This is a genomic window from Labilibaculum antarcticum (assembly GCF_002356295.1).
Classification (GTDB): Bacteria; Bacteroidota; Bacteroidia; order Bacteroidales; family Marinifilaceae; genus Labilibaculum; species Labilibaculum antarcticum.
This window is the reverse complement of the sequence record NZ_AP018042.1, coordinates 4,058,434-4,071,603: the sequence shown is the minus strand read 5'-3', so window position 1 is coordinate 4,071,603 and position 13,170 is coordinate 4,058,434. Positions and strand designations below refer to the sequence as shown.

Annotated in this window: 12 protein-coding genes; 5 read left to right on the top strand and 7 right to left on the bottom strand. The window is 35.1% G+C overall.

From position 1 onward, the window contains the following. The first annotated feature begins 10 nt into the window (after window positions 1-10). The 5 genes from ALGA_RS16040 to ALGA_RS16020 are packed head-to-tail and all read left to right on the top strand — an operon-like array spanning window position 11 to window position 3,028. The gene (locus ALGA_RS16040) at window positions 11-787 is read left to right on the top strand and encodes a DUF1295 domain-containing protein (RefSeq protein WP_096430847.1); all 777 of its coding nucleotides are present in this window, start codon (window positions 11-13) and stop codon (window positions 785-787) included. A gap of 5 nt (window positions 788-792) precedes the next feature. Further along, window positions 793-1,533, top strand: a complete 741-nt coding sequence (locus ALGA_RS23235) for a peroxiredoxin (protein WP_197705591.1) — start codon at window positions 793-795, stop codon at window positions 1,531-1,533. Next, entirely contained in the window at window positions 1,530-2,132 is a 603-nt protein-coding gene (gene plsY, locus ALGA_RS16030; protein WP_096430845.1) for a glycerol-3-phosphate 1-O-acyltransferase PlsY, read from the top strand. The genes ALGA_RS23235 and plsY overlap by 4 nt, the downstream gene beginning before the upstream one ends. A 9-nt stretch (window positions 2,133-2,141) precedes the next feature. Beyond that, window positions 2,142-2,603 carry an SRPBCC family protein gene (locus ALGA_RS16025; RefSeq protein ID WP_096430843.1) on the top strand — a complete coding sequence of 154 codons (462 nt, stop codon included), beginning with the start codon at window positions 2,142-2,144 and terminating at the stop codon, window positions 2,601-2,603. Beyond that, window positions 2,600-3,028, top strand: coding sequence for a pyrimidine dimer DNA glycosylase/endonuclease V (locus ALGA_RS16020; RefSeq protein WP_096430841.1), 429 nt, complete (start codon window positions 2,600-2,602; stop codon window positions 3,026-3,028). Before ALGA_RS16025 ends, ALGA_RS16020 begins: the two co-directional genes overlap by 4 nt. 168 nt (window positions 3,029-3,196) lie before the next feature. Here ALGA_RS16020 and ALGA_RS16015 read toward each other — a convergent pair whose 3' ends face one another. The 7 genes from ALGA_RS16015 to ALGA_RS15985 form a co-directional block, all read right to left on the bottom strand. Continuing rightward, on the bottom strand, window positions 3,197-3,892 hold the full coding sequence (locus ALGA_RS16015) for an energy transducer TonB (RefSeq protein ID WP_096430839.1): 696 nt from the start codon (window positions 3,890-3,892) through the stop codon (window positions 3,197-3,199). Between the two features lie 247 nt (window positions 3,893-4,139). Further along, a complete protein-coding gene (locus ALGA_RS16010; RefSeq protein WP_162845463.1) occupies window positions 4,140-6,020 on the bottom strand; it encodes a helix-turn-helix domain-containing protein in 1,881 nt (626 codons plus the stop codon). Between the two features lie 263 nt (window positions 6,021-6,283). Further along, a complete protein-coding gene (locus ALGA_RS16005) occupies window positions 6,284-6,895 on the bottom strand; it encodes an LUD domain-containing protein (protein WP_096430835.1) in 612 nt (203 codons plus the stop codon). A 246-nt stretch (window positions 6,896-7,141) separates the two neighbouring features. Further along, window positions 7,142-8,584 (bottom strand): sigma-54-dependent transcriptional regulator, encoded by a 1,443-nt coding sequence (locus ALGA_RS16000; RefSeq protein WP_096430833.1) that lies wholly within the window; start codon window positions 8,582-8,584, stop codon window positions 7,142-7,144. A 17-nt stretch (window positions 8,585-8,601) separates the two neighbouring features. After that, window positions 8,602-11,007, bottom strand: a complete 2,406-nt coding sequence (locus tag ALGA_RS15995) for an ABC transporter substrate binding protein (RefSeq protein ID WP_096430831.1) — start codon at window positions 11,005-11,007, stop codon at window positions 8,602-8,604. A 113-nt stretch (window positions 11,008-11,120) separates the two neighbouring features. Next, window positions 11,121-12,293 carry an ATP-binding protein gene (locus tag ALGA_RS15990; RefSeq protein ID WP_096430829.1) on the bottom strand — a complete coding sequence of 391 codons (1,173 nt, stop codon included), beginning with the start codon at window positions 12,291-12,293 and terminating at the stop codon, window positions 11,121-11,123. Window positions 12,294-12,416: 123 nt separating this feature from the next. Further along, the gene (locus tag ALGA_RS15985) at window positions 12,417-13,001 is read right to left on the bottom strand and encodes a porin family protein (protein ID WP_096430827.1); all 585 of its coding nucleotides are present in this window, start codon (window positions 12,999-13,001) and stop codon (window positions 12,417-12,419) included. Between the last annotated feature and the right edge of the window lie 169 nt (window positions 13,002-13,170).

The following is a 13,170-nucleotide window of genomic DNA, read 5'->3' as shown; positions in this document are numbered from 1 at the left end:
TTCGATTCAAATGATGACTCTGTTTTTACAAGCTTCCTTACTCGTTTTAGTTCTGGTAACGCTGTTATGGATTTGGAGTGTATTTCTAAAAAATGTAAGTATTGTTGACATTTTTTGGGGATTTGGTTTTGTACTTGTGAATGCATTTTACGTATTTAAGTCGGGCGAAATAAATGCGCGAGAAATACTAATTTTAGTTTTGGTTAGCATTTGGGGGCTTAGGCTTACCCTCTATCTTGCCTGGCGAAATATAGGCAAAGGAGAGGATTTCAGATATCAGGAATTTAGAAGAAACTATGGTCCAAAACGTTATTGGTGGTTTAGTTTTTTCCAAACGTTTTTGTTACAAGGTGTCTTGATCATGATTGTTTCCTTGCCCCTATTAGGTATTCATTCGAGTACAAGTTCCGGAGAACTTAGACTGCTGGATTACCTCGGAATAATAGTATGGCTTATTGGCTTTGCTTTTGAGGCAGGAGGCGATTTTCAGTTGGCGCGTTTTAAACAGAATGTTGCAAATAAAGGAAAAGTTCTAAATACAGGATTCTGGAAATACACCCGCCATCCGAATTATTTTGGCGACTCTGCTGTATGGTGGGCGTATGCAATTTTCAGTATTGCCGCTGGTGGTTACTGGCAAATAATCGGTTCTGTGGTAATGACTTTACTGATTATAAAAATATCAGGAGTGGTACTACTTGAAAAAACCTTAAACGATACAAAACCACAATACAGAAAATACATCGAAAAAACCAGTTCTTTTTTTCCGTGGTTCCCTAAAAAATAAACACAATGGACTTTATCGCTAAAAATATTTGGTTTATACTTTTTGTAGCTTGGGGTTTGCCATTAAGTTATTACAGAAGCAAATTCCGTAAAATGGTGTATCAAACCGATAGTTGGACAATAAATATCAAACCGGTTTTTTGGAAAGAAATCAAGGGACTTTTTGGAAACATCTATCCCGATAATCTCAAATACAAGAAGTTTAAGAACTTCTACCTGCTTTATCTGACCATTTATTTAGTCTTGTTTATTGCTTATCTAATTTTTGACACAAATTCTGAAAAAATGAAAAAAATGGAAGTCGGAAGCAAAGTTCCAACATTTGAATTAAACGACCAGAATGGTCAACAATTTAAACTTGAAACTGTATTGGGTAAAAAGAATCTGGTGATTTATTTCTATCCTAAAGACGATAGTCCGGGTTGTACAAAAGAAGCTTGTTCGTTTCGTGATCAATTTGAAGTTTTTGCCGATGCCGACGCAATGATTATTGGAATTAGTGCACAATCGGTAGAAAGTCATCTGGAATTTGCGAAAAAGCACCGTCTTAATTACACTCTATTAAGCGACACAGGAAATAAAGTGCGCAACTTATTTGGTGTCCCGTCCAGTCTTTTCGGGTTAATTCCTGGCCGGGTTACTTATGTTGTGAATAAGGAAGGAAAAATAGCCTACCTATTTAATTCCCAGATTCAAGCCCAAAAGCATGTCGATGAAGCCTTACGAATTATTCAGGAATTGAGATGAATATAACAATTCAATATCCTTTCCTACTACTCTCCTACTTACTGGGAGCCATACCCTTTGGCTACATTTTAACCCGATATTTTACGGGTAAAAATATTCTGGAAATAGGCAGTGGTAATGTCGGGTCAACCAATGTGGGAAGAGTTGCAGGAAAAAAAATTGCCATCGCCACTCAGCTTCTCGATATGTTGAAAGGATTTGCACCGGTAGCTGTTTATTTATTTTTTATTGATGATAAAAAAATAGGGCCTGATTTTTTTGTCTATTGTGTTTCGCTTGCCACGATTATTGGTCACGATTTTAGCATCTTTTTAAAATTTAAAGGAGGAAAGGGTGTGAATACCACACTTGGAGCCTCGGTATTAATTGCACCCTTTTCTGTTTTTATTTCGGTAGCAATCTATTTTATTATAAAATGGCGCCTAAAATATGTTTCGTTGGGCTCTATTATTTTAGGAATAGCTTTACCAATAACTGAATTGTTTATTCACGGCCTGAGCTCAACATTCTATTATTTATTAATTTGCATGGTACTTATTATTCTCTTGCATCGAACAAATATAAATCGCTTGTTACATAACGAAGAACTTTCATCCTAAAAAAAAATTATGGCATTTTATCAATTTCAAAAAGAACAATTTGTTAATGCCTCCATAGACGAGGTCTGGGATTTTATAAGTTCACCACAAAATCTCAAAAAAATTACGCCCAAAAATATGGGTTTCGATATACGTACTCCAAATTTACCCGATAAAATATATGAGGGCATGATTGTCAGTTATACGGTTCACCCTTTGTTGAGTATTCCAACAAACTGGGTTACCGAAATAACACATATTAGAGATAAATCTTATTTTGTAGATGAACAAAGAGTTGGCCCCTACAAACTATGGCATCATCAGCACATTATTAGGCCTGTAGAAAATGGTGTTTTAATGAAAGACATTGTTAGCTACCAACCTCCATTTGGCTGGTTAGGAAGTATTGCAAATGCCTTGGTCATTAAAAATAAATTGAATGAAATTTTTGATTTCCGTACCAAAGCACTTGAAAAAATATTTCCATTATGAGAATTTGGTCTGTACATCCCAAGTATTTAGATACAAAAGGTTTAGTTGCTCTTTGGCGGGAAACTCTTTTGGCAAAAAATGTATTAGAGGGCAATACAAAAGGATATAAAAATCACCCTCAACTAACACGTTTTAAAAAATCAACGAATCCACTTCATAGCATCAATCAATATTTGGAAGCCGTTTACCAGGAATCACTCAAAAGGGGATATCATTTCAATAAAAATAAATTTAGTGTGGAGTCGGATCCAGTAACTTTAACTGTTTCTAAAGGACAAATTGAATATGAAACGCAGCATTTACTCAAGAAATTAAAAGCTCGAGATTTGTCTAAATATGATAGCCTATTAGCGGAAACGAATATTGAATCCCACCCTCTTTTTAAAATAATTATAGGAGAAATAGAAGCATGGGAAATATTTTAACAAAAGGCAGCATACAATAATGTATAAAAGAATAGGCAGGTTAGCAATAAACTCAATGGTTGTAGCCCAAAGAAGTGGATAAAAAAAGCATATATATTTGATAATTAGCCCATCGGCATTATACAAGGCCAAATCAAAATTGATTTGGCCTTGTTCTTTCTTTTAAATCTACTTGTTCACGGCATAATCATCCATTTCACAGTGTTTTTCCAAGTACGCATCCCCTAAATCACTGCCTAAAGATTTTAAACGGTTCCAATCCTGGCAGGCTCCAGCCATATTGCCAACAATTAATTGAGTTCTTCCTCTTAAAAACAAAATCGAATAATCATTTGGCTGATAAACTATAGCATGGTTAAGAATACGTAATGCTTTCAATGGTTTATTCTTTAAAAGCCTTTTATTTGCTCGATTATAAAATTTACGAGCTAACTTAACATGGTCCGAATTCTCCATTTGAAAGGTGACAGACACTTCCCTTTCCATAGCAACCGGAGTTCCATTATTCTTGCCCGGGCTCCACATTCCATCGGTCAACTTTAAAACCTTGATAACCTCATTGTCTATATCAGATGTTACACTGCTAACTACCCGAAAATCGTCTAATTCCCCATTTGCAAGCACAGTAAATTGAACGATTGTTGTTCCTTCGATCCATCTACTCTCTGATTCTTCAGGGTACTGTACCCTTTCTTCCAAATAATCATTAATAGAGCCAAAATCATTTGATTTTATAATATCTATTCCTGTAAATACTGGAGGTATCACATCTACTCCTCCTAACATTCTTGTTTTCGTTAAATCCTGAGCTACAGATAAAAACACAACAAACATGAACAGGACGAAAATCGCTTTTGTTTTCATAACTTAGATTTTTAATAAAAATTAAAACTTCACCACTAAAATAGTTTGGCATACCATCACCCATTTGTAAAGACTAAAATAAGGAGAATGGAGAGGCCAAACATAGCTCTCATGTTGCAAATATTTTAATTTTATTTTCCACAAGTTGAAAATATGTTGCAGACTTAAAACTAGGTTGTAGTAGACTTACAACTTGCCAAAAAGATTAAATAAAGTAGTCTGTAAATAGAATAATTCAAAAATCTCTTTAAACCTCCAATCCCATTTTATTTAATAAAGCTTTATACCTTGGTTCGGAGTGAATATTTTCAAGATTGCGATCATTTTTTAGCCGAATAAATATTAAGCCTATCCGAGCTTCAAAGGCTCTCTCTAACCAATCCAAAGCCTTCTGTTTTTGTCCTAATTTAGCATATAGTTCAGCTATAAAATAGGGTTCAGGAGCATTTTTAGCTAACTGTAAATCAATTAACCAAAGAAGCATCCCATTTCCCCCTGATTTTTCAAAGGCTTCTTCCATAAAAGTAATCTGTTTTTTGTCCAAGGAATCCTTTGCCAAATATTTCTTTAGTTCGTCAACAGCCTCAACATTCTTCTCTTGTTGCAAGAGAAGATAGAAAATATCAATATGAGCATATCTGAAGGTTTTATCCATATCAAGTACAGTTTGATGTAAAGCCAGAGCTTGCTCGTAATACCCACGCTGATAATGATAGACACCACTCATACTGTGCATAGTGACTGATAAAGGGTCTAATTCCAGAGCCTTGTTTATCTCTTCAATTGCTTCATCTATTTTTCCAACAGCACCCAAATACTCCGCATACCATTGATGAGCTGTTGCATAATTTGTATTCAATTCAATAGCTCGTTTAAATTCTCTCTCAGCTTCCGCCCAATTCCATTCATTTTCAGCAATTACACCAAGCGTTGCATGAGGTTCTGCCAGCTTTGGATCAATTGTAAGAGTCTTCAGCGCAAACTCTTTAGCTTTTGCATAACCTTCTTTATGCGGATACCATCCCCACCATGCAAGAATGAAGTAGGCATCAGCCATCCCAGCATAAGCTAAGGCATAAGAAGAATCCAGTATAATTGACTGTTCAAAATATTTAAGACTTCTTTTTACCCCCTCTTCGGTTCGTTTGTTCCAGAAAAAGCGACCTTTTAGATACAGGTTGTACGCCTCCAGATTCTCTGTTTGTTTCCGTTCAACTTGTTTAATTTCATCGGGAGTGAGAACAGCTTCTAATTCGGAAGCAACTCGTTTAGCAATATCAGTTTGAAGGGATAATAAATTATCAAATTCAGCATCAAATCTCTCTGACCAAATATGCTGATCATCCTGGGCCTTAATGAGCTGCACAAAGATTCTCGTCTTGTTTTTAAATTTTTGAACACTTCCCTCGAGAATGTAAGCGACACCCAATTCATTCGCAATTTGAGGCAAGGATTTAGAACTTTCATGATATTGCTCAGAGGAAATTCTCGAAATAACTTTCAACTCATGAATATGCGACAGACGATTCAGTATATCCTCAACCATCCCATCAGCAAAGTACTGATTTGTTTTGTCCTCACTTAGGTTTTTAAAGGGAAGAACGGCTATGGATTTGTCGACTACTTCACCACCACTTATTTCACCAAAATCCTCCCCGATCATCTTCGGGATTAGAAAATAGGTGATCGAAATTACCGTTAGTAATAACAGCGAAACAATTAAAAACTTCGAAAATGAATACTGTTTTCCCTTTGCATAGCTCCGTTTTGATGATTTAAATTCTATTTCCGATTCAGAATATGAAGCATTTTTTTTCTTAACCTCTCCGGGAGGATACCCATAATAGTCATGAAAGCACTTGTTAAAATAAGTCGGACTTCGAAAACCAACGCGAAAAGCAATTTCGGAAGCTGTAGCCACATTTCCCTGTAAAAGTTCCATCGCTTTCTTCAGCCGAATTTCGCAAATAAACTTACTTATTGATTGTTGAGTAAGCGCTTTTAGTTTACGGTGAATTTGAGAACGACTCATGCTCATCTCCTTGGCCAAGTCCTTCACCCCAAATTGTTCATTTGTCAGATTTTCTTCAATAACAAGAGTTAACTTTTTTAAAAAAACCTGATCCATGGAATCATCTTTAACCATGCCTTCCAATTACATTAACAACAATCAATTTATTGGCCTAACACAAACTTTAATTTATTCAGATATAATTTCAGACAACTCTTTAAGTTACAAAAAAAACATATCAAACTAAAGAAATAACCCAACATAAACAACTCTATTATAACTCAATAACAATATAATAAAAGAAAATCCCCTTCCTGAAAATCGCATAAAAAAACCTCCAATCTGCTAAAAGGAGGTTCGCATTTATTTAGAATAATTAATTATAAATCTTCGAGTACATAAACCATTGTACGTAATACTTTCGATGAAAACTTACGTCCTTTATCCGAAGAAGAGACTGATATACTTGCAATACCACCTCCCATTACAACGGCACGCTCTCCTTTTATTAATTCAAAATCATCCATTGAATGTAGAATTTTACTTGCAGGTACAACAACATGCAGTACTTCAGCCAAAAAAACGGTTAATAAAACTTCAGGATCTTGTGTATCTAAGATTAGGGTTCCGGTATCAGCAAGAGCAAAATCAGCTTCGATTAAAGCGTTTTTCGCATTACTAATATCAAATGATGTTCTATCCAGCTTACAACTTTTCATTCGAATAAATTCAAACTGAATATTTTTCTTATTCGCAGCTTTAACAAATAAATCGGTCTCTACTTTTAAAGCCTCGTTGCCTATATTGTTTGAATTCGATAAAAATGATTCCAAAAGGTCCTTCTTATCACTCCTGAAATTTATCTTTTTAATTTGCGTATCAGTCCTTACTTCCATACCTTTTAGATTTAAATTAAACATCATCCATTTAAGAGCAAAAGGAATGCCATAAAACGGTAAAATAGAGGTATCACAAGAATCAATCACCAACATTTTGACAGTGAGTATATTAGAAGAAATGAGAAGGATTAACAAATTCACTAAAAATGTTCACTTTTGAACAACTCACATGCAATATGGTCCAAAAGTGAACAAGTGTATCATATCATCCACTTTCGCCCCTCATTTTGCCTGTGAAAAAAATCCACACGTGTGGAAAAATATCACACCCCACAATGTAAAATTTAGGCGCCATTTTAATCAGGGGAAACACCCACAAATTTTGAATATCGACTGTACTTATAATTTATTCATTCGACTACGTAGAGCACTTCTGGTAATCCCCAGATATTCTGCTGTTTTTGATTTGTTATCATCGAATTTCTTTAATGCTTTCCGAACAATTTCCAGCTCCAATTGCTCAATTCGTAATTCGTCATCAGGTAAAACAACGCGTCCCAAAACAATTGGCTGCTCTCCCGATTCAAACTCATTATCATCCGCGTGCAAAAATCTCAAGTGCTCTGTTTTTAATTCTAAATCGTTAAAAAGAAGGGTTGCCCTTTCAATGGTATTTTTCAATTCCCGAATATTCCCCGGCCATTCATAATCCTGTAATATTTTTTTTGCATCCTTACTTATAAATCTAAACTTTCGATTCCGTTTTTTCGAATACTGATCTAAAAATATTTGAGAAAAGGACAAGATAGCTTCCTTTCTTTCCCGCAAAGGCGGAATATACAAACGACCCGTATTTAGGCGATAGTACAAATCGCTTCTAAATGTCTTTTCGGCCACCATTTCCTTCAAATTCCTATTGGTTGCAAAAATCACCCTAACATCTAATTCAATGGGTTTACTTCCCCCTACCCGATACATTTCTCGCTGTTGCAGTACACGCAACAATTTAGGTTGCATATCCAATGGCATCTCTCCAATTTCATCCAAAAACAAAGTTCCTCCCTGTGCCAACTCTAATTTACCGGGTTTTCCCTCTTTACTGGCTCCTGTAAATGCACCTTCGTCATATCCAAATAATTCACTTTCAAAAAGTGTTGGAGAAATAGCAGAACAATTTATCGAAATAAATGGTTTCGTAACATCACTAGATTTTCCGAAGTGAACCAAACGTGCGACAACCTCTTTTCCTGTTCCTGTTTCCCCCTCAATTAAAACGGGTACCGAACGATCTTCATGAAACTGTTCTGCCATGCGAACAACACCACGCATAACATCCGAAAACACACCAATTTTCCCTACACTCGTAATCTCACGAATAGTAGTTTCGTAATATTGAATTCGCTCTGCTTCTTTCTTGCCATGAGAAACTGTTTGCTTAATATTTTCTTTCAGATCTTTGTTTTCCTCTTTCAATTGAATTTTCTCAGCTACCCTCTCAATTAAAATAGCTAATTCTTCGATATTAACAGGTTTTAGCAGATAATCATATGCGCCACCACGCAGGGCTTCGATGGAACTTTCCATATCCCCAAAACCAGTCATAATCACAACCTCAATTTCGGGACCGTTGGGTAATAGCTTAATTTTTTTCAGTAAATCAAGTCCCGAAAGTCCAGGCATTCTCAAATCTGAAATAACCATTTGGAAATCTTCATTCTTCAATGCATTATAGGCTTCTTCCCCATTATGGCAAAGATGAATGGAATAGGCCAACTGCTCTTCAATAAACTCAGCAACAGCAGCCCCACTCGAAATATCATCATCAACAATAAGAATTTTCATTTTTTTTATTTTCTGATTTAATTAGCCTCCGGATTCTTCAATTTAAAACGCAAAATAAAGCTTGCTCCTCCATCTTCATTATTGTAATCCGATATTTCGCCCTGAAATCTATCAATAAATGTTTTCACAATAGCCATCCCCAATCCACTCCCACTTTCATTTCCTTTGGTTGTAAATAAAGGATCATATATTTTCTCGCGAATGCTTGATTCTATACCTGTGCCATTATCATGAATCTCCAAAACACCATGCTTAGAGTCTTGATAAAGATTCAATTTAATTCTTTTATTCTCCTTGTGAACTTTGTCTAAAGAATAAATTGAATTAACAATCAAGTTCACAACAATCTGCTCAAATTGTATGTAATTTGCATACACGTGTATGGAATTTTTCGGAAGATTCTCTATTAATTCGATGCTATGATCATACACCTGTCTTTTTACCATGGATAAAGATCGGTTCACCCCCTCAACCATATCAACAGTCTCTTCCTCAGAAACGTGTGGCTTCTCCCAAAAGGTGCGCATGTGTTTAATAATAGAATCTATTCTGGATGTTCCTTCGGAAATTGTCTGAATTTTTCTTGTAAACATTTCAGGAAGCTGTCCCGGGTTTCGTTTTTGCCAAAACAACACACTATCCGCAGTTATTTTAATCGCGTTTAACGGCTGATTTATTTCATGTGTAATTCCTGCAGCCATCACACCAATTGAAGCCATGCGAGACGATTCCTCGAGCATTCTTAAAGCCTCAACATTCTTTTGTTCTGCCTCAATCCGATCATTCATTAAAGAATTTCGTTCCCAGGCATTGGCTATCATATTTACGGTTGAAAAGAAGATACTTATCTCATCTCTAGTCCAGACATGTGTTTTATTTTGAGCAAACCCCATTAAGCCAGCCACCTGATTTTCGACCATTACAGGAAGCAAAACAACAGCACCAATATTTCGTTTTCTGTAATATTCCTGTTCTTTCTCAGTCAAATTTGATAAATCATGGGAAACAATACTTTTATTCATCTTAACCCTCGAGATAATTTCATCGATTTCTGAAAAATAAAACTGATTAACATCTTTTATATTTTTCCCTTTTAAAGAAATCCGACTTTTGATTATAATCCCAGTATTGGTTGAATCCATTAATGAAAACAAACTAATCCTTGCAACATTTAGCTCTTCAGTCATCAACTTTAAAACATCATCCAATACATTCTTAAAATCGTCGGATGCATTTAATAAGCGCCCAATTAAACCTATTAATCGCTCATGTTTTACTGATATTTTCAAACGGTTTTGTTCAATAATCAACGCCCTTTCTGCTCTAATTCGTCTCAATATAGCTCTTGATAACACCAAAATAATAAGAGCCGCACAAAATGTAATTCCTCCTATCACCTGAATCCATTCTTTATTCTCACTATAAAAGGATTGAGGTGCATTTACAAGTAATGCATCATCAGGCAACACATCTTTATCAATTCCAAAACGCTTTAGTTCATTAAAATTAACAACATACCTGTCTAATGGTTTTCGATAAATAGGAATTGAATCAGCAGGTGTTCCTGATACAATCTTATCAATCATTGTGGCAGCCATTTTTCCATGAAGACGCCCGCTAACAACTTTCCCTCCTAAAACGCCATCACTAGTATAAAAATTCCAGGTAATGAATACTGGCACTTTACTTTGCGGAACAAATAAATCTAAATCATCCTGATAACTTATGAATTTGCCATTTTTATCTTTATTAAATGTCAACAGCAATATACATGTATCTCCTTTAATATTTTTAATATTTTCCTCAACCTCATGAACAGTCTGATCTTCAAAATACACAAACTGAAGTTTCGATTTGTATTTTTTTTCCAAATCGAGCATTATAAGCTTATTCAACTTTGCTGTAGTAGTCTTGCCATCGTTAATTACAACCAGATGCTTTGTTTTTGGCCGAGTCTTTAAAATCAGATCAATTGCTCCATCCCAATCAACCTCCTCAGCCACTCCTGTAATATTGGTCATCCCTTCAATTAGACCATCCCGATAATGATTAATCCCGCAAAATACTATTGGCGTGTTTTTGAAGTACTTACCGCCGTGATCTTTCACAAAAGACAAAGCATTATTGTCGCAAACTATAATCGCATCGTGCTTCTCTCGCTGTAATTTTAAATCGTATAATTCTATTATTTTATTCAGATACTCAGCTGAGGGATTCCTTTTGGTGTCTAGATACTCGTAGTCCAATTCAAACTTATTGCCCAAAGAATCCATCACCTCTTGAATACCACGATTGACATTATCAGTCCATTTTAATCCCTGATGATAAGAATGCAAAACAAGAATTTTCTTTCGTTCAATCGAATATCCATTTATCGATATGAATAAAAGTAAAGAGAAAATGATGTAGTTTAAATACCTCATGCAAAAATATTAAATGAGAGAATAAGAAAGTCCTAAAATAGAATAATACAGCTTAAATCAGGCATCCCAAAAGATGTTACGTGAAATGTTTTAAGAGGTTATTATAAACGAGACTATAATGGAATTGAAAATCGAAAAGAACTACCTTTTCCCAATTCACTCTCTACCCAAATCAATCCATTGTGCATTTCGATAAACTCTTTGCACAAAATTAAACCAAGACCAGTTCCGCTTTCATTCTCGGTTCCTGATTTAATCAATTGTTCGTCAATGCGAAATAACTTCTTCTGTCCATCAGGATCGATCCCTACACCAGTATCTGTAACCCAAATCTCAACATTCGTTTCTGTGATATGAGATGAAACAGTAATATTCCCGCCAATTGGAGTAAATTTAATGGCATTCGATACCAAATTTCGAACTACGGTATTAATCATGTTTGGATCTGCAACAATCTTTAAATCCTCATCGACAACAGCTTCCAAATTTATTTCTTTATTTTCTGCACTTCCAGTGTGTAATATGACCACCTCGTTAACCAAATCCCACAAATCAATTTCTTTTGGCTTCAAGGCCATCGAACCTGTCTGCATTCTCGACCATGTTAACAGATTCTCTAATAAACTATAGGCTTGTCGTGCAGATTGGTTGATGATTCCTGAAAAAGTTTTTATTTGTTCCTTAGATAATTCATCTGCATTATCAACCAATAAATCAGACGCTCCGATTAATGAAGCAAACGGATTTTTCAAATCGTGAGCAATAATCGAGAAAAATTTGTCTTTAGTTGCATTCAAACTCTCCAATTCTTTCCGCTGCTTTTCTACAGTCCGTTTCTGCTGCGTCAATTCTTCCTCCAGAATATCTTTCAGCACCATCCTTTTTCGAATATTTTGGAGGGGAAGAAGAATGGTATCAATTATTTGAATATCGAATTCATCTTCAAGCTGTTTAATATGATCATCGGTACATCGAAGAAGAATCGAATTACTTTTCGCACTTGCCGAAGCTGTTCGGGTTTCTGTATTTGTTAATGCATATTCGCCAAAACTCTTCCCTTCCTGAAGCTCAATAAAAATATGTCCTTCATCATGAATCTGAACACAACCATTTACAATTATAAAAACGGCTCCACCTATATCTCCCTTTGAAAATATGGTCTCTCCTTTCGCAACGTCTACCTCATCAACAATACCCGCTAAAAAATGGCAAGTTGAAGCATCCAGTTCCGCAAGGAAATCAAGAGTTTTTAAAAGTTCCACCTTTTTTGCCGGGCTAAGTGACATGATCAATATTAGTTTATACTAGAATTAGAAGAACTACAAATATAGACAATTACAAAAAATATTCCGCGTAAAAAAAACCGCTGATCGAAACCAGCAGTTTTATATATCATAAATAAATGCAATCTAGAAGATTTTAAATCCTAAGGTTACATTTACCATTTTATTCTTTTTTAAGAATTCCGAAGAAACATCCGATAAACCAAACTCATAATCAACATCTAATGTCAATTTCCAAACATCAACACCAGCACCTACTTTTGCATTCCAAACAGCACCATTAAAATCTTCATCAACCTCACCAAGAGTAGATTTAAAACTATCGTCAATTTTAAAGGATGCAACAGGACCAGCAAATGCACGTAACTTGAAAGCAGGTAATTTTACAATTTTATACCCCAATAAAATAGGTATATCTAAACTTTTCGTTTTAATATCATACGATTCTCCTAGAACTTCCAATTGCGATTTTCTAGATACATAATTCAACTCAGGCTGTAAATACCATTTGTTTAAATTAACTCGAAGAAAAGCACCAATCATCATTCCGTTATCCGCTTTTTCCTTAACATCTGCAAAACTTCCTGTATCAGCATCAGTTTTTGTACTCACCAATCCTGCGTGTAAACCAAAATTTATAGGCGAAGACAATTGTGCGAATAAAGCGCTTGAAAACATACAGATTACTGCAACTAAAAAAATCTTTTTCATAGTTAAATATTTATATTCATTTTATTATCAATCCCTTAAAACGAGGATTTTTATTTCACTTATCAGTAATAAACAGCTACTAATATAAAGAATATTAGCATTCATATAAAACAAATAAGCTAAAAAGGTAAAAAAACAAAAACCCCGACCAATTGGCCGGGGTTCAAAT